General features: G+C 69.1%; 21 protein-coding genes. 12 read left to right on the top strand and 9 right to left on the bottom strand.

Annotated elements, in window-relative coordinates; translation table 11 throughout:
* The first annotated feature begins 31 nt into the window (after positions 1 to 31).
* A complete protein-coding gene (locus AB0J58_RS04215) occupies positions 32 to 619 on the top strand; it encodes a helix-turn-helix domain-containing protein (protein ID WP_364210004.1) in 588 nt (195 codons plus the stop codon).
* A 234-nt stretch (positions 620 to 853) separates the two neighbouring features.
* On the opposite strand, the gene AB0J58_RS04210 is transcribed toward AB0J58_RS04215, so the two are convergent.
* The 3 genes from AB0J58_RS04210 to AB0J58_RS04200 all read right to left on the bottom strand — a co-directional run bounded on the left by AB0J58_RS04210 (position 854) and on the right by AB0J58_RS04200 (position 2,940).
* On the bottom strand, positions 854 to 1,174 hold the full coding sequence (locus AB0J58_RS04210; RefSeq protein ID WP_364210001.1) for a hypothetical protein: 321 nt from the start codon (positions 1,172 to 1,174) through the stop codon (positions 854 to 856).
* The gene (locus tag AB0J58_RS04205) at positions 1,171 to 1,410 is read right to left on the bottom strand and encodes a hypothetical protein (protein ID WP_364209998.1); all 240 of its coding nucleotides are present in this window, start codon (positions 1,408 to 1,410) and stop codon (positions 1,171 to 1,173) included. Before AB0J58_RS04205 ends, AB0J58_RS04210 begins: the two co-directional genes overlap by 4 nt.
* 294 nt (positions 1,411 to 1,704) lie before the next feature.
* Complete coding sequence (locus AB0J58_RS04200; RefSeq protein WP_364209995.1) at positions 1,705 to 2,940, bottom strand: helix-turn-helix transcriptional regulator; 1,236 nt, start codon at positions 2,938 to 2,940, stop codon at positions 1,705 to 1,707.
* Positions 2,941 to 3,192: 252 nt separating this feature from the next.
* On the opposite strand from AB0J58_RS04200, the gene AB0J58_RS04195 reads away from it, so the two are divergent.
* Positions 3,193 to 3,954, top strand: a complete 762-nt coding sequence (locus AB0J58_RS04195) for an alpha/beta fold hydrolase (RefSeq protein WP_364209992.1) — start codon at positions 3,193 to 3,195, stop codon at positions 3,952 to 3,954.
* A complete protein-coding gene (locus AB0J58_RS04190; protein ID WP_364209989.1) occupies positions 3,951 to 4,073 on the top strand; it encodes a hypothetical protein in 123 nt (40 codons plus the stop codon). The genes AB0J58_RS04195 and AB0J58_RS04190 overlap by 4 nt, the downstream gene beginning before the upstream one ends.
* A gap of 37 nt (positions 4,074 to 4,110) precedes the next feature.
* On the opposite strand, the gene AB0J58_RS04185 is transcribed toward AB0J58_RS04190, so the two are convergent.
* Both AB0J58_RS04185 and AB0J58_RS04180 read right to left on the bottom strand, forming a co-directional pair.
* A complete protein-coding gene (locus AB0J58_RS04185) occupies positions 4,111 to 4,545 on the bottom strand; it encodes a hypothetical protein (protein WP_364209986.1) in 435 nt (144 codons plus the stop codon).
* Positions 4,546 to 4,547: 2 nt separating this feature from the next.
* Entirely contained in the window at positions 4,548 to 4,856 is a 309-nt protein-coding gene (locus tag AB0J58_RS04180; RefSeq protein WP_364209983.1) for a DUF4258 domain-containing protein, read from the bottom strand.
* 522 nt (positions 4,857 to 5,378) lie between these two features.
* On the opposite strand from AB0J58_RS04180, the gene AB0J58_RS04175 reads away from it, so the two are divergent.
* From AB0J58_RS04175 to AB0J58_RS04165, 3 genes are all read left to right on the top strand, one after another.
* Complete coding sequence (locus tag AB0J58_RS04175; RefSeq protein WP_364209980.1) at positions 5,379 to 5,966, top strand: hypothetical protein; 588 nt, start codon at positions 5,379 to 5,381, stop codon at positions 5,964 to 5,966.
* Positions 5,959 to 6,288 carry a hypothetical protein gene (locus tag AB0J58_RS04170; RefSeq protein WP_364209977.1) on the top strand — a complete coding sequence of 110 codons (330 nt, stop codon included), beginning with the start codon at positions 5,959 to 5,961 and terminating at the stop codon, positions 6,286 to 6,288. Before AB0J58_RS04175 ends, AB0J58_RS04170 begins: the two co-directional genes overlap by 8 nt.
* Before the next feature lie 177 nt (positions 6,289 to 6,465).
* Positions 6,466 to 6,990: a hypothetical protein gene (locus AB0J58_RS04165; protein ID WP_364209974.1), complete on the top strand. Its 525-nt coding sequence runs from the start codon at positions 6,466 to 6,468 to the stop codon at positions 6,988 to 6,990.
* Here the strand turns inward: AB0J58_RS04165 and AB0J58_RS04160 are convergent.
* Together AB0J58_RS04160 and AB0J58_RS04155 are read right to left on the bottom strand one after the other, a co-directional pair.
* Positions 6,965 to 7,723: a hypothetical protein gene (locus tag AB0J58_RS04160; protein WP_364209971.1), complete on the bottom strand. Its 759-nt coding sequence runs from the start codon at positions 7,721 to 7,723 to the stop codon at positions 6,965 to 6,967. The genes AB0J58_RS04165 and AB0J58_RS04160 overlap by 26 nt on opposite strands.
* 443 nt (positions 7,724 to 8,166) lie before the next feature.
* Positions 8,167 to 9,861 (bottom strand): glycosyl hydrolase family 8, encoded by a 1,695-nt coding sequence (locus AB0J58_RS04155; RefSeq protein ID WP_364209968.1) that lies wholly within the window; start codon positions 9,859 to 9,861, stop codon positions 8,167 to 8,169.
* 194 nt (positions 9,862 to 10,055) lie between these two features.
* Here AB0J58_RS04155 and AB0J58_RS04150 point away from each other — a divergent pair, with 194 nt between their 5' ends.
* From AB0J58_RS04150 to AB0J58_RS04135, 4 genes are all read left to right on the top strand, one after another.
* Entirely contained in the window at positions 10,056 to 11,579 is a 1,524-nt protein-coding gene (locus tag AB0J58_RS04150) for an amidohydrolase family protein (protein WP_364209965.1), read from the top strand.
* Positions 11,580 to 11,775: 196 nt separating this feature from the next.
* Positions 11,776 to 12,885: an alanine racemase gene (locus AB0J58_RS04145; RefSeq protein ID WP_364209962.1), complete on the top strand. Its 1,110-nt coding sequence runs from the start codon at positions 11,776 to 11,778 to the stop codon at positions 12,883 to 12,885.
* 32 nt (positions 12,886 to 12,917) lie between these two features.
* Positions 12,918 to 13,304: a Rid family detoxifying hydrolase gene (locus AB0J58_RS04140; RefSeq protein ID WP_030906870.1), complete on the top strand. Its 387-nt coding sequence runs from the start codon at positions 12,918 to 12,920 to the stop codon at positions 13,302 to 13,304.
* Positions 13,305 to 13,335: 31 nt separating this feature from the next.
* Positions 13,336 to 14,544 carry a hypothetical protein gene (locus AB0J58_RS04135; protein WP_364209959.1) on the top strand — a complete coding sequence of 403 codons (1,209 nt, stop codon included), beginning with the start codon at positions 13,336 to 13,338 and terminating at the stop codon, positions 14,542 to 14,544.
* Positions 14,545 to 14,557: 13 nt separating this feature from the next.
* Here AB0J58_RS04135 and AB0J58_RS04130 read toward each other — a convergent pair whose 3' ends face one another.
* Positions 14,558 to 15,112, bottom strand: a complete 555-nt coding sequence (locus AB0J58_RS04130; RefSeq protein ID WP_364209956.1) for a TetR/AcrR family transcriptional regulator — start codon at positions 15,110 to 15,112, stop codon at positions 14,558 to 14,560.
* Positions 15,113 to 15,181: 69 nt separating this feature from the next.
* On the opposite strand from AB0J58_RS04130, the gene AB0J58_RS04125 reads away from it, so the two are divergent.
* Positions 15,182 to 15,889 (top strand): alpha/beta hydrolase, encoded by a 708-nt coding sequence (locus AB0J58_RS04125; RefSeq protein WP_364209954.1) that lies wholly within the window; start codon positions 15,182 to 15,184, stop codon positions 15,887 to 15,889.
* A 2-nt stretch (positions 15,890 to 15,891) separates the two neighbouring features.
* Here AB0J58_RS04125 and AB0J58_RS04120 read toward each other — a convergent pair whose 3' ends face one another.
* Positions 15,892 to 16,512 carry a LysE family translocator gene (locus AB0J58_RS04120; RefSeq protein ID WP_364209952.1) on the bottom strand — a complete coding sequence of 207 codons (621 nt, stop codon included), beginning with the start codon at positions 16,510 to 16,512 and terminating at the stop codon, positions 15,892 to 15,894.
* A gap of 330 nt (positions 16,513 to 16,842) precedes the next feature.
* On the opposite strand from AB0J58_RS04120, the gene AB0J58_RS04115 reads away from it, so the two are divergent.
* Complete coding sequence (locus AB0J58_RS04115) at positions 16,843 to 19,602, top strand: AAA family ATPase (RefSeq protein WP_364209950.1); 2,760 nt, start codon at positions 16,843 to 16,845, stop codon at positions 19,600 to 19,602.
* The last annotated feature ends 80 nt before the right edge of the window (positions 19,603 to 19,682 follow it).

Raw genomic sequence — 19,682 nt, 5'->3', positions numbered from 1 at the left:
AGTTGGAGTTCGGCACTAGTAGGATCTGGCCATGGTTGATGGAACGGCCGTGGGACGGCGTGAGCGCAAGAAGGCGGCAACGCGGGCGGCGATCCTGGAGGCGGCAACGGCGCTCTTTCTGGAGCGCGGTTTCGACGGGGTCAGCGTTCGCGAGATCGCGGACAAGGCGGACGTCTCACCCAAGACGGTCTTCACGCATTTCCCGCAGAAGGAGGCGCTTGTCTTCAGCGACGAGGACGAACGGCATGAGCGCCTCGTGGCCGCGGTAAGCGGCCGGGCGCCGGGGACTACGATCTCCGACGCGCTGAAGGCGCACTACCTCTCCGAGATCGCCGCGATGAGGTCCGGGCCCCAACGCCAGATCCTCACCCTCATGGAAGAGACGCCGGCCCTTGTCGATTACGCGGAGAAGATGTGGTTCCGCCATGAGGGCGCCCTGGTTGCCGCGATCACCAAGGAGTTCGGGCTCACGGAGCCGAACGACGAGATCCGCTTCTACGTCCGCTTCGCCCTGCAGATCCAGCTCAGCGCCACCCACGAGGCAGATCCAGAATCAACCATCGATGCAGGGTTCCGACTCCTCGACGAAGGCTGGGCGCGCCACACCCGTCAAAGATGACAGGTGTGGACTCTTCGGCCACTTGCTCGCGATTGTCATAGAACCACTGGGCGCGTTCCGCCTCGTCCATCGCGGCTATGTCCTGCGCGGTTGGTTCGTGCTCAGTCATGGGGGGCTCCTTTGTCCGGACGACGCGGGCTGGACGGGCGGTCCCGTCTGCGTCTTCGACTGCCACGTTTCATCCCCGTGCGGTACGCGACCGGTGGCACGGCGGCTCGGGGCCGCCGTGCCCGTTCAGAAGTGGCCGATGGTGGCCGAGGTGGAGGTGAGTGCCCAACGCTGCAGGAGCGAGGTCGTCTCGGCCTCGCGCATCTGCGCCTTCAGTCCGTCGATGGTCCGGTCGCACAGCAGCAGCGGTTCGGGGGTGGGCCAGGTGGCGATGGCGTGGAAGAGGCGGCTGCCGGTGCCGTAGAGCACGGCCCAGCCGGGCCAGGTGATCTGCAACATCGCGGCCTCGGCGCGGGCCTCGTGGTCCCAGGTGTAGTGCGGGACCGGGGCGACGGTCTGGCCGTCGCGGTGGCGGCCGCGCGCGGCGGCCAGGCAGCGGCGGATCACGAGACCACCTGTCCGGCGGCCCGCCGCCGTGCCTGTCGCGCGATGGTCTCCTGTCGCTCGGTCTCGGCCCGCAGCGCCTCCAGGCTGTCGGCGTCGACCGTCCGCTCGGCCCCGGCGTGGAACCCGAGGGCGCAGAAGGGCTGCTCCCTGCTGGCCCACAGCCGTCCGGCATCACTGAGGATCAACCGCCAGCCGGGAATGGTCGACTCGGGGCCGGTGGATTTGGCATCGTTCACTGATTGGACCTCCATCCGGTCACGGGCCCGTCCGATCGTTCGCAGCGATGGGCGGGCCCGCTTCATGGGGCAAGGAAGGATGTGGAGGGGTACGCCGTACGGGCTGGGCGGGCCGGTACGAAGACGGGGTGTGTGCGGCGCGAGGCAGGACACAGGAGGCCGTTCGCCCGGTGCGGAGGGCGGGGCTCTGCCCGGCATCCGACGTGTGCGGTGGTTCCGTGTCTCGACGCATGCAGACAGCGTGGCCGTCACGGGAGACGGTGAAGTATCACGAGTTCGTGAAACTCGGATCCGCTACGGTAGGCCGAGCCAGTTCGCGAAGCCGCTGAGGCTTCGGGGGCGTCGGCGTTCCAGGTTGACGAGCATCCGGACGGTCTCGCGGACCATCGGATGGTTGCGGGTCTGTTGAGGGGCGACCCGGCGGGCGGCGAGCAGCGTCTCCAGGGCCTTCTGGCGGTCGCCGTGGTAGAGCCAGCCGCGCGCCAGATCAATGTAGTGATGGCCGAGCCGGACCGATGCGACTGACGGCGGGAACGCCGCATGTTGGGCGCGGCGGATCGCTTCGCCGCCGTCGTACATCTCCACGGCTGCGGCGACCTCGTGCATGACCACGTTGGAGGGGCCGAATTCGAGGCCGTAGTGGTTCTCGTCCCGGCCCAGGAGGCGGGCAGCCTCGCGTGCGTGCTCGATGTGTTCGAATGCCCTCTGCCGGTCAGCCGCGCGGGAGGCGAAGATCGCGGATCGAAGATGAGCCGCGCCGTACACGCTCAGCTCGGCGGCGTTCAGCCGACCGAGATCCTCGCCGACGTCTCGTCGTACCCGATCCAGGAGGATCAGGCCCTTGTCATAGGCGGCCGTGGCCAGGAACAGTGTCGAACGTTGCCACTGCGTGCGGGCGACACGCAACGGATCCTGTGACGCCTGGGCCGCCCATGCCACGCGATCCATAGCGAGGCCGCGCAGGTCGAAATAGCCCAGCATGTAGGCGATCGCGGTCACCCCGGTGTACGCCTCGGAGAGCAGCCCGAAGAGTTCGTCACGCCGGGCTCCCTCGCTGGCGTGGACGGCTCGTGTCAGCTCCTCCAGCAGACCCGGAAGCATCTCCCCGAGTTGGGTGTACCGGGCCTGCCTGCCCAGCACGGACGCGCGCCGCACGTCCGTACGGAGCTGCTCTGTCGAGGGCGGAGGGATGTCCTCGTCGGGGAGGTCCCATGACAGAAGCGCCCGCCGGATCCGCGGGACGCACTCGTGAATCCGGTCCTCTCGCGTACCAGGATCACGGTACGGCTGACCGGTCAACTCACTGAGTCCGATCCGCAGGGTCCGCGCCACGGCGGTGATGAGTGCCTGGGTGGCCGGTTTGTGTCCCCGTTCGACTTGGGCGATCAGGCTCTTTGAACAGGGCACCCGGTCAGCGAGCTGCTGCTGCGTCAGGCCGCGCAGCTTGCGCGCCTGAGCGATCCGCCGCCCGATGCCTTCTTCGGCGGCTGGGGTGTTCGTACTGTCGTCGCGCATGAGCAGGTCCCGCACGTATCCGTAATGGTCCTGACCGCCTCAGGCTACGTGCGGTGTCCTTGCCGCGTCAGGGGAATGCCTCGCCGACCGGATCCTGACCGTGTTTCACAGCGGCGGGCAGGGCAGAGTGACCAGGGAAACCAGTCGCGGCGGGTTCCCGAATCCTCGCTGACCTCATCGAACTCTTAAGGGCACCGAATGCGGGCACTCGTCCTAAACGGCTCCGCTCGCTGCTGAGCGGCCGAATGCCGATGGCAGGCATTGTTCATGGGAGATGTTGGGGCGATGTTCGAGGACTTCGAAACCGATCCGATTCACGTCGGAGAGGCATCCATTTTCGTCCGCTATGGCGGGAGGGGCCCGCCGGTGCTGTTGTTGCAGCACGGTCATCCTCGGACTTCCGCGACCTGGCATCGCGTCGCGCCCCGACTCGTCGAGCGCGGCTTCACGGTCGTCTGCCCCGACCTGCGGGGGTACGGTCGTTCGCGCGGTCCGGCACCCACGGCCGACCACGCCGGGTACTCCAAGCGCGCCGTCGCGAACGACGCGGTGGCGGTGATGGGTTCTCTGGGGCACGGCCGGTTCGCACTCGCCGGGCACGACCGCGGGGGCGCGGTCGCGTTGCGCCTCGCTCTCGATCACCACGACGCGGTCTCCCAGGTGGCGTTCATGGACTCCTGCCGATCAGCGAGCACCTGTCCCGCATCACCGAGAGGTTCGCGACCCAGTGGTGGCACTGGTTCTTCTTCGCCCAGCCGGACATACCCGAGCGCGTCATCAACGCCGACCCGGACAGCTGGTATCGCGGTGACCTGCGGAGCATGGGCCAGGCGAACCACGACGAGTGGCGCGAGGCCACCAGGAACCCCGCCGTGGTGCGGGCCATGCTGGAGGACTATCGGGCCGATCTCACGATCGACAGGCGTCACGAAGAAGCCGACCGGGCCGCCGGCGTGCGGCTGCGGTGCCCCACCCTGGTCCTGTGGTCGCTACGAGACGACCTCGAAGACCTGTACGGCGACCCGGTGAAGATCTGGGAGCACTGGGCCGGCGACGTACGTGGCCACGGGATCGACTCCGGGCACCACATGGCGGAGGAGGCCCCCGCAGAGGTCGCCGCCTCCCTGTGTGACTTCTTCGGCAGCTGACCTGCGGACTGGCTACGACACTGACGTTGAGCGCGGACTACTTTCCAGTCTTGATCTTCTTCTTTCGCGTACGGCGTAGTGACTTCAGAACCAGCGACTGGTCGCGTTCGCCCGCTGCCGTCTCAAGCTTGATGCCACTACGCTCCAGTAGTTCCACGATGTTCAGAACCGAATCCTGGAGCTGCCGCGTCTCCTCGCCCGACAGCACTGCCGCAGGCGGGGCGGCAGATGCCATCGCTGCGGCTTCCAACCCCACCTTGCGCAACCAGGCGCTCAGTTTCATGCCCGCTGCCGCCGCGGCCTCGGTCAGCAGGCCGAGGTCATCGGGGCTGACCCGTACTGATACGACTCGGTCAAGAACGGCAGGTGTGGATTCTTCGGCGACCTGCTCGCGGTTGTCGTAGAACCACTGGGCGCGTTCAGCCTCGTCCATCGCGGCGATGTCCCGCGCGGTCGGTTCGTTCTCAGTCATGCTCAGCCCTTCTTTGGTGTGTCGTATGCGGTAACCGGTCGTGCGATTTCCAGTTCGTACACACCCCAGTCACGCTTCCTGGTGACGGGGTAGAGGACGACCACGGTGACACACCGCCCCGCATCGGTAACTCCCATCAGGAGATAGTGATCAGGGATCGGTTTCCCGTCCTTGCGTGACTGGCGCACGTCAGGCAGGTTGCGGACGACCTGCTCGATCTCCTCTCGCGAGATGCCATGCCGCTGTGCATGGTCGATGTTCCACTCGTCCCAATCCAACGGCAGTTCGATGATCGGGAGTGGCTTGCTCATCCACGACCTTCCCTGTCATACAGATTACCCTGTTGTTGTCATACGAACCGGGTTCGGAGGTGGAGCGTCAGGAGAGCTTGCCGGTCGATCCACCGCAGGTGAATGTTGTACGCCGGGTAGGCGCCCCGTCACCCAGATCACAAAAATCCATCTTCCGTCGCGCCGATGCTGTCTCTTCGGGACGACCGGATCACAGCCGCGTTCCATGGCGGCGGGCAGTGATCGGGAAGCCACTCCTGTTGCGGTGAGTCAGCTCGTCTCGTGCGGCAACCGCATTTCCAGAGCCTTCGCGAGCCGCTCCGGCATCAGGATGGTCGGCATCGTTCCGTCCGCTTCGAAGCGCGCCACCGTCTGCTGCTTTATCCCGGTGCGCTCAGTTGCTCACGGTTCGTCAGGTGAACTCGGAGGCCGGTGCTTTTCATCTGGATCGTCGGCGGAAGCTTGTGCGGAGATTGTGCAGCTTTGGTAGAGACGTCGAGCAAGGCATGGCGAGCGGTGCGGAGATGTCGCCATACTTTTTCGGTGCCGATTCCCCCTGCTATGCAGAAATCGTGGCTGCTCTCCTTGCTGGCGGCGGCCGGCTGGATTCTTTTGGCGCTCGTTTCCTACCTTCGAATACCGCTGTTTCTGGAGGCTCCTCTGCTTTATGTGCTGCTGCTTGTGTGGGGCTGGTTGTGGTCGCTGCTGTGGTCCTTCGCCGGGGTGACTTCCTACCTGGCCGTCAAAGCGTATGGACGCTCGATGGCGGTGCTGGTGATCACCCCGATCTTGGGTGCGCTGATCTGGACGACAGACTGGAAAGTGGTTTATCTGGAGAGCTGGCTCCGGCTGCACCATGAGACATTCGCCAACCTCGCCTCCTCCTATGAGAGCGGCCGGCCGCTGGAGATCCCCTCGTGGATGGAATACCTGTCGATAGAGGGAGACGCGCAAGCCCAAGAGTGCGGTCTTTATTTCCCGGTTTTCGTTGACAAGTGGCGTGCCGAATCCGGTGAGGGGTTCGCCTACATACCGGGAAAGGCCGACTCTCAGACGATCATTCAAACTGCGGAAGGCGACATCGGAGGCCCAACATATGATCTCGGCGAGGGCTGGTGGTGGGTTGAGTGAGGCGGTTTCCGGAAAGTCGGACCCGAATGAGCGGAATTACAAGCCCATCGCCTTCGTGCTCGTCTTGCTGGGCGCGATCTTTATGGTAATGCCGATCCGCCATGTGGTGATCGAGGTAAATGAATTCGGCCTGCGGCAACTGCTCGTTCAGGTGCTCATCTTGGTTGGACTGCCTGTGGCCGGGGCGCTTGTCGGGGCCTTGTTGAGATTCCAGGGGATGGGCGGCAGCTTCTTTGGAATCGCGTTGGGGGTATTTGTCTCCAGCTTGCTTCTGATGGCATTGCTCGCTTACTGGGCCTATTACTCCCTCATATGGCGCTGACCCGGATCGCGGCAGTAATCCGGTCTGAACCGCCGTTCTTCACCACCAGCAGGCTCCAAGCCATCGGCAAGACACCCCCGACAGGCTGTATGGCGAACGTCAGGTCGACGTGAACGGCTACCAGCACAGGCTCGATTTCCGCCTGGAGCCCGCCTGTCAACGGGAAACGAGGAGCACATGAACAACATCCTGTCCAGGGTCGGCACTCTGGCCGCCGGGCTGACACTCGTCGCCGCCCTTGCGTCTCCGGCCCAGGCCGCCGAGCCCAGCAATCCCGGCGCCGATACGGCCGCCGCCGGACCCCTCCTTGAGATCGTGTTCGGCTCGCTCCAGGCCTTCGACCTGGAGGAGAGCGGCGAGGACGAGATCCGGGTGCGGATCATAGGTCAGAACGGCACCGAATACATCGGCTGGCCCACCGACGGCGGCGAGGTCGACACCAAGGCCGGAACCTGCTGGGTCTGGAAGTATTCGGTATGCACCGCCGGCTCCACAGAGCGCGCCGCCGGATCGTACAAGAGCCAGACCACCGTCGCCGGAGGCTCGTTCACCATCGAGGTGTGGGAGGACGACCTCATCGGCGACGATCTGCTGCTGCGCATCCCGGTGACCGCCACGGGCGGCTATCAGGAGATCGACGCTTCCTCACCCGCCGGCAAGGGGTTCTCCTACCGGTTCAGGGGACACCTGCAGTCCACGTGACAAGGCCCGCCGACTCCGCACGCGGCCCGCGCCGGGCCACGTGCGGTTTTCCGTGAACAGTGCTCGAACCGGCGCACCTTCCGTTGATCGTCCAAGTGCAGCGAGGTCTCTTCGTGGGTGTGACGTTGTTCGGCTTGTTGGGTTCGATGACGGCCTTGGCCGCGGCACCGCCCTTCTCGCTCGCCCGAAGCTCCTGCGTACCGGTGGAGTAGAAAGAGCCCCCATGGGCCTTCTTCCCCAGCGCGGGAACGTAGCCGTCGAGGGGAATGCGGTACCAGGCGAAACCTTCTTCGAAGTCGTCACACCTACTGTCTGCCGTCCTGATGCGCGTACTCTGCTTCACGCACACCTCGACCCGGTCCTTGTGGAGGAGGGCCGCCTCAAAGCCGAGGCCTCCACGGGCGCGGGCACGGCTGCCCTCGTAGCCCGGGTCTCTGAAGGAGCCGCCCCTCGCCTTCCTGCCGGTGGCCGGAACTTTTACCTCTATCGGCGTGAAATACCAGGCAAAGCCGGATTCAGCGTCGTCACACGGGCGATAGGCGACGCGAATCCGTGTTCGCTTCCTGACGCAGATCACTATGTACGATGGATCCTCCTCCAGTTCCTCGATGTCCTCCGGGGCCTCCAGCTCCATGATGTCCTCCGGATCCTCAGAGATCGCCTCCGTGGGGAAGGGCACCGGATAATCGAACGCGCAACCGGTCAGCAGAAAGGCCGCGAGGATCGTGCACAACGGCCGGAGAATGCTTGGGGACAAATTCCCTCGTATCTCGGGGGGCATTTCCATATGATCAACGAGGGGCAGCGGTCACCGGTTCCATGTACTGGTGATCAAAGGTCGGCGTTACCCGGAAAATATCTGCCCTCCTAGGTCAGAGATATGATCACGGGTAACGCCGCTTTCACCCTCGGTAGCCGTGGTGGCCGTTGGTTTCGCGGCGCAGCAGACACGTGCCGCGACGAGGCAGGTGCGGATCGGCAACGCCATCGCCGGGGCGTCGACCACGGACAGCGTTTTCGTCAATCTCCACAATGCCCTGCGGACCATCATCGATCACCTCCGGTCGCCTGATCTTCAGCTGGCCCCCCGTACGCCCCGCCCACGGCCGGGAGTCGAGGTAAGGAGAAGGCGCGGCCCCCGCCGGAAGGCAGGGGCCGCGTCGGGTCAGGTGAGGGTCAGGGCACCCAGTGGTTGCCGGTTACGGTGATCATGACTTGGAGCTGGATGCTGGTCGAGTAGTAGTCACTCGCGGTGAACGGGGTGTTGAGCATCTTGGTCCACAGGGCGTCCAGCCAGGCCTGGCTGCCGGAGTCGGTCATCGCCGCCACCGCGAACGGGGCGAAGAAGGCCGGGGCGCTGCCGCCGGCGATCTGGGTGCCGTTGAGGGCGTAGCCGAGGGCGATGTTGTTCGGGTTGCCGCCGGTCTTGCTCTTGATCCAGGTGTTGAGCTTGCGCGCGGCGGCCAGGGACTGGGCGTTTCCGCTGGTCACCGCGTCGTTGCCGATCCGCCACGGGTCCCGGCAGGCGTTCCACCCGTACTTGCCGTCGTCGGGGCTCTCCAGGACCTCGCCCGGAGCGGGCTTCGGGCTGGTGTTGGTGTTGACCACGAAGTCGGCCAGCAGGCCGGTGCTCGGCGCGTAGGTCGACTGCTGGGACGCGATCAGGTTCTGGTGGTTGGTGCGGACGGTGTCCCAGGTCGTGTCACCGGTGGCCTTGCGGAACGCCCTGAAGTGGTCGATCATCCAGTCCGAGGAGCGGCTGATCCAGTAGTACTGGTCGCCCGAGCTGCTCCAGTCGCCGAGCTTCATCAGCTTGGTGGTCGGGTTGACCTCACCGGCCTTGATCGCGTTGATGTGGTTGATCGCGAGCTGCTTGTAGTTGTAGGTGCCCGTGCTGCCCCACTGCCGGTCGGCCAGGAGCAGGCCGTAGGCCACGTCCAGGTCGCCGTCGGTGGCCGAGTCGCCGCCGTTGACGCTCTGGCAGGCGGTGTTCTGCTCGGCGGCGAGCAGACCGGGGGTGATCGACGACGGGTGGGCCAGCACGTACTTCACCAGGCCGTCGAAGATCTTCTTCGCGTCCGGGTCGGCCCCGGCCATCGTGGCGGTGATGACCATGCCGTAGCCCTGCGCCTCGGCCACGTACGGGTGGTCGGCGTCGGGGGAGATGATCTGGTACCAGCCGTTGCCGCAGTTCTGCTTGACGAAGGCGGCCTTCCAGCGCTGGTAGTAGTCGATCACCTTCTGGTCGAGCGTGGCCTGGGCGCCGCTGGGGCGCAGCATCCCGGCCGCGTAGGGGATCGTGTGCGAGCCGAACGGCACGCCGGGGCCACCGGGAGTGACCGTCGGGGTGGGACTCGGGGTGGTGCCACCGGTGCTGCCGTAGACCTCCATCTCGTACAGCGAGTAGCCGTAGACGGTGCCGCGCGCGGTGCCGTACATCCGCACGTAGCGGCCGGTGCCGGACAGGGTCAGGTCGTCGACGCCGCCGTCGCCGGAGGTGGTGGAGTAGACGGAGGTCCAGGCGTTGCCGTCGGGAGAGGTCTCGATCCGGTACGACTTGCCGTACGCGGCCTCCCAGGTCAGCTTGACCCGGGAGATCGTGGCGGAGGCGCCGAGGTCGACGCGGAGCCACTCGGGATCGTGGCCCTCGGCGGAGGCCCAGCGAGTGCCGGTGTTGCCGTCGAAGGCGGCCGAGGGGAGGAACGTGGCGTCCTCGTTGGAGGACGAGGTGGCCGGACGGCCCTGGGACAGCAGGGAGTCGGCGGTGAAGCCGGGCGGGGCCGCCAGCACGAACACCGATGCGATCAGTGCCGACGCCAGTGCCAGGACGAGGACGGTCGAGGGGCGTTGGAGACGCGGTCTCGCATGCACAGGGGGTGCCCTCTCTGCGATCATCTAGTTAGGAAAGATTCCTAACTAGGAAAAGATGCCACCATCCATGACACCTCACGGTCAAGAGGACAGGGGGCCCAAATTCCCGGTTGCGTGTGATGCGGGGGAAATCCAGGGAGAACGCAGACAGGTGTCGGGTGCCTCGAACACCTTCCCGGTGATTGAATCCGGGCATGTCGTTTGATGTGTTGATCAGGGATGGCTGGGTGCTCGACGGCACCGGCGCCCCGGCCTGCCGGGCCGACGTCGGCGTCACCGGTGACCGGATCGCAGCGGTGGGCCGCCTGGACGCGGCGGCGGCCACCACGGTGGTCGAGGCCGCCGGGCGCCATGTCATGCCCGGCCTGGTGGACTGCCACGCGCACGGCGACGCGCTCGTCCTCGACAAGGAGGTGCAGTTCGCCGCGCTCCGGCAGGGGGTGACCACCTTCGTCCTCGGCCAGGACGGGCTCTCCTTCGCACCCTCCACCACCCCGCAGACCTTCGCCTACGCCACCCGCTACTTCGCGGCGGTCAACGGGGTCCACCCTTCGGCCGACGGGCCGATCGGCCTCGGGGAACTGCTCGACGGCTACGACCGGGCGACCGCGTTGAACACCGCCTACCTGCTGCCGCACGGCACGATCCGGTACGACGTGATGGGCGCCGCCGAACGGGCCGCCTCCGCCGACGAACTGGCCGCGATGCTGGACCGCGTCGAGCGCGGCCTGGCCGAGGGGGCGGCCGGCCTCTCCACCGGGTTGGAGTACGCCCCCGGCCGCTACGCCGACGCCGCCGAGCTCGCCGCGCTCTGCGCGCCGCTCGGCCGCCTGCCGTACGTGACGCACATGCGCGGGTACGGGGCGGCGGCCCCGGAGGGGATGGCCGAGGCGACCGACATCGCCCGGCGCTCGGGCGTCGCGGTGCACGTCTCGCACTACCATGGCCCGGCCGCGACCCTCCTGCCGCTGGTCGACGAGGCCCGGCTCCGGGGGCTGGACGTCACCTTCGACACCTACCCCTACCTGCGGGGCAGCACCATCCTGGCGATGGTCGCGCTGCCTTCGTGGGTCCCGGCCGCCGACGTCGACCGGGCGATGGAGACGCTGGAGTCCGAACGGATCGAGTGGGACGAGCGGCTCTGGCCGAGGGTCACCCTCTCCCACGTGCCGGGTGCCGAGTGGGCCGAGGGCCTGACGTTGCCCGAGGCCGCCGACGAGGCGGGGCTGGAGGCGGGAGAGTTCTGCCGCCGGATCCTGATCGACACCCGGCTGGAGGCCGGATGCGTGGTGGCCCGCCCCGACGAGGGTCCCGAGGGGGAGGCGTCGGTCCGTGCGATCCTGCGCCACCCGGCGCACACCGGCGGCTCCGACGGCATCTACGTGGGCGGCCACCCCCACCCCCGAGGCTACGGGGCGTTCGCCAGGATGCTCGGCCACCACGTCCGCCAGACCGGGGACTGGACCCTGGAGCAGGCGGCGGTCCACCTCGCCTCGCACCCGGCACGCCGCTTCGGCCTCGACGGGCGCGGGCTCGTCCGCCCAGGACAGGTCGCCGACCTGGTCGTCCTCGACGCGGGAGCGGTCGCAGACCTGGCCACCTACGCCGCTCCGCGCACCCCGGCCACCGGGATCGACGACGTCCTCGTCTCCGGGGTCCCGGTCCTCGCCGGAGGCCGGCTCACCGGCGCCACCCCCGGCAGGGCGCTGCGCCCCTGAAAGCCGTGCCCCTGAAAGCCGCAGCCCTGAAAAGCCGCGGCCCTGACGAGTTGCGGCTCTGACAACACGGCACCGGAGAGGGCGCCAGGAGGATAGGGTCCTCAGGGCGACCAACGGGGATGTGATCTCCCACGCCCGGATTCAACGGCAGATGGCCCGCTAAATCCGCATAGGTGACCACAGGAAGGGCCGGGACGTGAAGGGGATCGTGGATCCCGAGGGGGCGCTGGGGGCCTCGCTGTTCGGTGGGGCGTTCACCTTCCCGGTGATGGTGGCCCACGCGAGCGCACTGGAACACAACATCGCGACGCTCGCCGCCTTCACCGGGGCGTACGGGCTGATCTTCGCCCCGCACGCCAAGACCACCATGTCGCCGGAGCTCGTCAGGGCGCAGCTGGAGGCGGGCGCGTGGGGGATGACCGTCGCCACCCCCAGCCAGGCGCTCACCCTGCGCGAGTTCGGAGTCGCAAGGATCGTCCTCGCCAACCAGGTCTTCGACCCCGCGGGCCTGGACGCGCTCGCCGCGCAACTGGCGGAGGACCCCGCGTTCGAGTTCCTCTGCTTCGTCGACTCGCCCGCCGGGGTCGAGACGCTCTCCCGGCACGCCGGGGCCAGACCGTTCCGGGTCCTGGCGGAGCTGGGCCACGAGGGCGGCCGGGGCGGCAGCCGTACTCTCGCCGAGCTGCTGGAGGTCGCCTCGGCGGCGCAGGCGGCCGAGGGCGTGCAACTGGCCGGCGTCGCCGGGTACGAGGGTTCGCTGGGCTCCGCCGGCGAGGTGCGGGCCTACCTGCACCGGCTGCTGGAGGCGCTGGAGCACCTGCGGGTGCGCGACCCGATCCTGTCCGTGGGCGGCAGCCAGTGGTTCGACGTGATCGGCCGTGAGCTCGCCACCTGCCGGGCAAGGGTCATGCTGCGCAGCGGCGCCTACGTCTCCCACGACGACGGCTACTACCGCGAGCGCACCCCGTACACCCGGATGGACGGGGAACTGCGCGCCGCGCTGGAGATCTGGGCACACGTGCTGAGCGTTCCCGAGCCCGGTCTGGCCGTGGTCGGATTCGGCAAGCGCGACGCCCCCTTCGACGAGGGGCTGCCGATCCCGCGCGGAGCCGTCGCGGGCGCGACGGTGCTCAAGGTTCAGGACCAGCACACGATCCTGGAACTGGCGCCGGGATCGCCGGTGAAGCCGGGAGACCTGGTGTCGTTCGGCATCTCCCACCCGTGCACCGCCTTCGACAAGTGGCGGGTCATGCCGGTGGTCGACGAGGAGTACGTCGTCGTCGATCTGATAAACACCTTCTTCTGATCCCCCTTTTTCCCCTTTTGAGGAGTGGCGAGATGAGCGGCAAGCAGGAGCTGCGTACCGACGAGGGCGCGGCGCCCGTGGGGGCGTACTCGCAGGGCCTCGTGGTCGGCGATTTCGTCTACACCTCGGGCATGGGGCCGCTGAGCCCCGAGACCGGAGAGGTCGTCGGGACCGAGGTGGCCGAGCAGACGCATCAGGTGATGCGCAACCTCGGCGCCATCCTCGCGGCGCACGGCCTCGGCTTCGACGACGTGGTGAAGTCGACGGTGCACCTGCAGCACCTCAAGCGTGACTTCGCCGCCTACAACGAGGCGTACAAGTCCTATTTCACCCGCCCCTATCCCGTCCGCACGACCGTCGGCTCCGACCTGATGGACATCCTTGTCGAGATCGACTTCGTGGCCTACAAGCCGCGTTAGAGTCTGACCGACTTCATGGGAGGGCGGCGGCTTGGACAGCTCGCTATACGTCTACGTCGAGGACGTACGCGGGGAGGGCATGGAGGCGGTCCTTGACCGGATCACCGGATACGGCCTGACGGGGATGACCGTGGCCGCGGCATACCGCCGCGCCCGCGACGTCACCCCGCACGGCCGATCCCGGGTGACGCTCCGCAGCGACGGCGCGCACTTCACACCGCCCGCCGACCTGTTCGGCGAGCTGCGGCTGGTCCCGCCGGTCCAGGAGGGCGCGGAAGAGGAGCCGCTGGCCGCGCTCCGCCTGGCCACCGCCGAGCGGGGACTCGCGCTGCACGGCTGGACCGTCTTCCTGCAGAACACCACGCTCGGCCTGGCCAATCCGGACGTGACGGTACGCAACTGCTTCGGTGACCGGAGTTCGCCCGCGGACCTGTGCCCCTCCCACCCCGACGTCAGGCGGTACGCGGTCGCGCTGGGCAGGGCGGTGGCCAGGCAGGGCGTCGACAGCGTGGTGGCCGAGGCGCTGCACTTCTCGACGTTCGGCCTCGGCCACCACGAGTGCGGCTTCGTCCCGCTCGGGCCGATGGACGCGTTCCTGCTCGGTCTCTGCTTCTGTGACTTCTGCATGCGCGGAGCGGCCGGCCTGGGGGTCAACGCCGAGGTGGCACGTGAGGAGTGCACCAGGATCGTGGGGGCCGTTCTGGACGGCGCCCCGCCCGTCCAGGGCGAGGTGACCCGCGCGGCACTGACCGCGTACGCGGGTCCCGAGGTGGTCGCCTACGCGCGGGCCCGCTCCGAGGTGGTGACCTCGCTGGTCTCCGACGTCTCCGCCGCCGTCTCCGCCGAGGGCTCACGACTGGTCTTCCTGGACGCCACCGGCTCCGTCAAGGGCTACCGCGACGGTCTGCCCTCGCCGGGGCTCGCCGCGCACGACTCCTGGCAACTCGGCGTCGACCTGGTCGCCCTCGGCGACCTGGTGCCCTCGCTCGGCGTGCTCGCCTACGCCCGCGACGCGGGCAGGGTGGCGGACGACGTGGTCGCCTACCGCCGCTCGACGGGCAAGGACAGGGAACTGCGGGTCGTCCTCCGGCCGGGCCTCCCCGACACCGACTCGGCCGAGCGCCTCGCGGCCAAGGTCCGCGCCGTGCGGGCCTCGGGGGCGGACGCGGTCGACTTCTACGCGTACGGGCTCATGCCCTACCCGATCCTGGACCGAATCCCGGGCGCGCTCTCCGCCTGACCCTCACCTGACCTCACCGGGCGAGGGAGCCGTCCAGGACGGCGCTCACGGCCCGGGCGGCGAAGTCGTCGTCGAGGGGGAGGGCGCGGAAGACCACGCGCAGCCAGACCGCTCCGGCGAGCAGGTCCACGATCAGCATGGGGTCGGCCTCGGCGGACAGCTCGCCGCGCCGCCGCGCGCGCTCGAAGACGGCCGCCTCCCGCGCGAACCGGTCGGCGAAGAAGTGCCGGGTCGCCTCCGCCAGCTCGGGGTGGTGGACGGCAGCGCCGAGGGCGGCCACCGCGACGTCGGAGGCCGGAGGACGGGTGAGCAGCGCGGCCACCCCTTCGACCAGGGCCTCCAGATCCCCTCTGAGGTCGCCGGTGTCCGGCGGCTCCATCGCGAGCAGGTCGGCCTCGACCAGGGCGGCGGCCAGCAGCGCCGCCTTCGACGGCCACCAGCGGTAGATCGTGGTCTTGTTGACCCCAGACCGCTCGGCCACCCCCTCCACGGTCAGGCCCTCGTAGCCTTTGGCCGCGAGCAGTTCGAGCGTCGCCTGGAAGATCTGCTGTTCCTTACGGGGTGCCATACGTCCAACCATAGCAACGCAACGGTGCGTTGTGTTTTAATCGGGACACCTCTTCGAACTGGAGACCTCATGCTCCCCGTCGTTTTCGTTCACGGCATCCGGCTCAGCGCGACCATGTGGGGCCCCGTCATCTCCCACCTCGACCGCCCCGCGATGGCGGTCGACCTGCCCGGCCACGGCACCCGCTCCGGTGAGCCGTTCACCATGGACGCGGCGACGTCGGCGGTCGCCGACGCCGTCGACGCGCTGGGCGGCAGGGCACTGGTGGCCGGTCTCTCGCTCGGCGGGTACGTCGGCATCGCCACCGCCGAGCGCTTCCCCGGACGGGTGGCGGGGCTGATGGCGATGGGATGTACGGCCCGTGGCCCGGCGGCGGCCGGAACCTACCGGTTCGCCGCCTCGCTCGCCGCCAGGAACCCCTCGCTCGCGAACCGGATCAGCTCCTACGGCCTCCGCCGCCTCCTGCCGGGTCCCGTCGGAGAGGCGATGGTGGCGGGTGGGCTCTCCTGCGAGGTGATGCCCCAGGTCGTCGAGGCCGTCACCGGCCACGACCAGCTCGCGGCGCTGGCCGCCTACCCGGGACGCGTCTGGCTGGTCAACGGCGCCCGGGACCCGTTCCGGGCGAACGAGCGCGACTTTCTCCGGGCCTGCCGGAACGGGCGCCTGATCCTGATCCCCCACCGGGGGCACCTGGGCGTGCTGGCGGCCCCCGGACCGCTGGCCCGCCTGGCGGGGGACCTGTGCGACCAGCTGGGTTCGTACGTCCAGACTTCGTAGGTTCAGACGGAGCGGCCGGAGAGCGCGGTCGCGACGCCGAGGACGAGGTAGACGACCCCGCTGAAGTGGCCGAGCAGGGTCGACCTGATCCTCAGCCGGCTGCCGAGGAGACCCGCGGTCATCGCGTAGATCAGGTCGGAGAACAGGCCCAGGACCAGCAGGGTCGTGCCCAGGATGGCGATCTGCAGCGGTACCGCACCCGCCTCCGGTTCCACGAACTGCGGCAGGAACGCCAGGAAGAAGAGGATGACCTTGGGATTGAGCAGGTTGACGACCACGCCCTCAAGGAAGATCGCCCGCAGTGGTTGCCGGGCCGTCTCCCGGGCTGCGAGCTCCTGCCTGCTCGTCAGCGCCCGGACACCCAGGTAGACCAGGTAGGCCACACCGGCCCACTTGATCACGTTGAACAGGGTCGCGGACTGTGCGATCACGTACGAGAGACCGGCCGCCGCCGCGGCGATGTGCACCAGCGTGCCGACCTCCACGCCGAACGCGCTCGCCACACCGGCGGCGCGGCCCTGCGAGACGGCGCGGGTGATGATGTAGATGTGGTTCGGGCCCGGCACCAGGACCAGTGCCAGTGACGCGGCCGAGAAGATCAGCAATGTGGACGGGGAGACCATGCTCCGACCTTAGGGTCGCCCGGTTCTCCGTCGTCAGGGCCAATGCGCGGGCCTCGCGGGGTACCAATCGGGTCCCCGCGTCGGCCGGAACCGGCCTCGCCGGTGCCTTGTGGGGCGTTCCGGCCGGGCGATCGATCCCGGCGCCGACGCGACGGCGACGCGACGCCGACGCGACGGCGACGCGATGGCGACCGCGGTGCGGAGCCGGCCGGAATCGGCTCCGCCGGTGCCCCATACGAGAGGTCTCGGGCGATCCCCGAGCCGATGCGACGTCGGCCATCCGTTCCGGTCGGTGTCACGTGCGATACTCGCCGACGGGGGGAGGAAAGCGTGCAAAACGTTCTTATTGGGCGGGCGACAGAACTCAGCCGGCTGACCGTCGTGCTCGACGCCGCCGCGGCGGGGCAGGCCGGAGTCGCCTTGCTGGGAGGTGACGCGGGCATCGGCAAGACCCGGATGGTCACCGAGCTGGCAGAGCGGGCCGAGGCCGCCGGGTTCGCCGTGCTCGTCGGGCAGTGCGCCGAACTCGGCGACGCTCTTCCGTACCTCCCGCTCGCCGACGCGCTGCGCTCCGTGCGCGGGGAACTGCGCGCTGAACTCGACGCGCGGCCGGTTCTCGGCAGGCTGCTGCCCGGCGGCACCGACCCGGGCAGGGAGAGCACATCGGGCCTGACGCAGCAGCAGCTCTTCGGCTCGATGCTCGGCTTCCTGGGCGTCCGGCCGGTGCTGCTGGTGCTCGAAGACCTGCACTGGGCCGACCAGTCCACCCGTGACCTGCTGGTCTTCCTCAGCCGGATGCTGCAGACCGAGGCCGTCTGCCTCGTCGGCACCTACCGCACCGACGACCTGCACCGCCGCCATCCGCTGCGCCGGGTCCTCGCCGAGCTCAAGCGGCTCCCCTCGGTGACGTCCGTGGAGCTGGAACCCCTCGACCCGCACGAGATGACCGACTATCTGGCCATGCTCGGCGGCACCGACGCCCGCGTGATGCGGGAGGTGGTCGACCGGGCCGAGGGCAACCCCTTCTACGCCCAGGAGCTGCTGGACGCGGTATCCGCCGGCTGCTCGATGCCCGACGGTCTGGCCGGCCTGCTGCTCTCCCGCGCGGAACTGCTCTCCGACCCCGCGCAGGGGGTGCTCCGCAGCGCGGCCGTTGCGGGCCGCCGAGCCGACCACGACCTGCTCCAGCAGGCCTCCGGCCTCGACGACCTGGCCTTCGACGAGGCCATGCGGGAGATCGTCTCGCGCGGCCTGCTCCGCCTCGACGGGGAGTACGGCTACGCCTTCCGGCACGCGCTCCTGCAGGAGGTCGTCTACACCGACCTGCTGCCCGGCGAGCGGATCAGGACGCACGCCGAGTTCGCCCGCCTGCTGACCGCCCGAGGTGGTTCCGCGGCCGAACTCGCCCACCACTACCTGGCGGGCCACGACCTGCCGGGGGCGCTGGCGGCGTCGGTGGAGGCCGGGCGGAGGGCCGAGCGGCTGGGCGCCCCGGCCGAGGCGCACCGCCATTTCGACCGGGCGCTCGGGCTCTGGGACCGGGTCCCGGACGCCGAGCGACTGGCCGGGATCGACCACGTCGGCCTCGCCAGGCGCAGTGCCGACGCGGCGGCCGACAGCGGCGACAACCACCGGGCGATCTCCCAGCTCCGGCGCCTCCCGCCCTCGGCGGAGATCAACGAGCGGCTCGCGTACGCCCTCATCGACACCGAGGACGTCGAGGGTGCGATCGCCGCCGCGCACGCGGCGGTCGAGGCGGCGCCGGAGGGGCCGGTGCTCGCCCGCGCGCTCGCGACCTACGCCCGCTCGCTCTACTGGACCGAGCGGCACGACGAGGTCGAGGCGCTGGCGGTCCGAGCCCTGGAGACGGCCCGCACGAGCGGCGCCACCGACGCGGAGACCAGCGCGCTGATCACCCTCGCGACTCTCGCGGCCCTCGCCGGCGACATCTCCAGGTCCAAGGAACTGCTCGCCTGCGCCACCGCGGAGAGCTCGGGCAACCTCGCCATCGATCTGCGGGCCATCTTCAACCAGGCCCGCCTGCAGTACGAGAACGGAGACCTGGCCGAGGCGGCGGTCACCACCGACCGGGGGCTCCGGCTGGCGCAGGAGACCGGGCTCAACTGGAGCACCTTCGGCACCGACCTGCGCTTCCTGCGGCTTCTGATCCACTACGTCGCGGGAGAGTGGGACCAGGCGGAGCAGGTCGCCTCCGGGTTCGGCGTCCGCGTCGGCACCCCGGCCGAGGCGCTGCTGTCGTCCTTCGCGCTCTTCGTCGAGGTGGCCAGGGGGCTGCCCAGGGTCGAGGAGCGCCTGTCCTGGCTGGAGCCCTTCTGGCCCGCCGACGTCACGATCACCTCCATGGGCCGCGGCCTGGCGGCCGAGCACGCGCTGTGGCGCGGCGACCCGGAGAGCGCGCTCGAACACGCCCTCGGGGGACTCGACGCCCATGCTCCCGACGACCCGGCCGTGATCCGGCTCAGCAGCATCGCCCTGTGGGCGCTGGCGGACCTGGGACGCGCCGACGGGGCCGACGCCCTGCTGGAACGGGCCAGGGTGCCCGCCGAGGTCGGGCCCGGCACCGTACGCCGGGGGTCGATGGGCCCCGAAGGGCTGGCCTGGCTGGCCAGGGCCGAGGCCGAGTGGCACCGGGCGCACGGCCGCCTCGACGTCGCGGCGTGGCGCGCGGTGGTCGAGGCGTTCGACTTCGGATTCGTCTACGAGGTCGCGCGCTCGCGGTGGCGGCTGGCCGAGGCGCTGCTCGCCGCGGGCGAGCGCGCCGCCGCCCTGAAGGAATGGGAACTCGCCGTCGAGGCCGCCGAGTCACTGCGCGCCAGGCCGCTCGTCACGGCCCTGGCCGAGCTGGGCCGCAGGGCGCGCTTCGTCTCCGCGTCGTCGGCCCTGCTCACGGCTCGTGAGCAGGAGGTGCTCGCCCTGGTGGCCGAGGGGCTGCCCAACCGCGAGATCGGCGAGCGGCTGTTCATCGCGCAGAAGACGGTGAGCGTGCACGTCTCCAACATTCTCGCCAAGCTGGGCGTCTCATCCCGCACCCAGGCCGCCGCGGTGGCCCGCAGGGACGGCCTGCTCTGACTCACCCAGCCACCGTGGTCGCCGGGCCGGGCTCGTTCCGATCGGCAGTGCGACCACGACCCGTCGTGGCCGGATTCGCG

It is taken from the genome of Streptosporangium sp. NPDC049644, from assembly GCF_040675205.1.
GTDB classification, from domain to species: domain Bacteria; phylum Actinomycetota; class Actinomycetes; order Streptosporangiales; family Streptosporangiaceae; genus Streptosporangium; species Streptosporangium fukuiense.
This window is presented reverse-complemented; position numbering and strand designations above follow the sequence as displayed.

Excerpts from the sequence above, each read along its gene's own strand:
- AB0J58_RS04180 (WP_364209983.1), bottom strand. The coding sequence starts at position 4,856 with ATGAGCAAGCCACTCCCGATCATCGAACTGCCGTTGGATTGGGACGAG.
- AB0J58_RS04165 (WP_364209974.1), top strand. The coding sequence starts at position 6,466 with ATGAACAACATCCTGTCCAGGGTCGGCACTCTGGCCGCCGGGCTGACA.
- AB0J58_RS04125 (WP_364209954.1), top strand. The coding sequence starts at position 15,182 with ATGCTCCCCGTCGTTTTCGTTCACGGCATCCGGCTCAGCGCGACCATG.
- AB0J58_RS04120 (WP_364209952.1), bottom strand. The coding sequence starts at position 16,512 with ATGGTCTCCCCGTCCACATTGCTGATCTTCTCGGCCGCGTCACTGGCA.
- AB0J58_RS04185 (WP_364209986.1), bottom strand. The coding sequence starts at position 4,545 with ATGACTGAGAACGAACCGACCGCGCGGGACATCGCCGCGATGGACGAG.
- AB0J58_RS04150 (WP_364209965.1), top strand. The coding sequence starts at position 10,056 with ATGTCGTTTGATGTGTTGATCAGGGATGGCTGGGTGCTCGACGGCACC.
- AB0J58_RS04130 (WP_364209956.1), bottom strand. The coding sequence starts at position 15,112 with ATGGCACCCCGTAAGGAACAGCAGATCTTCCAGGCGACGCTCGAACTG.
- AB0J58_RS04195 (WP_364209992.1), top strand. The coding sequence starts at position 3,193 with ATGGGAGATGTTGGGGCGATGTTCGAGGACTTCGAAACCGATCCGATT.
- AB0J58_RS04140 (WP_030906870.1), top strand. The coding sequence starts at position 12,918 with ATGAGCGGCAAGCAGGAGCTGCGTACCGACGAGGGCGCGGCGCCCGTG.
- AB0J58_RS04215 (WP_364210004.1), top strand. The coding sequence starts at position 32 with ATGGTTGATGGAACGGCCGTGGGACGGCGTGAGCGCAAGAAGGCGGCA.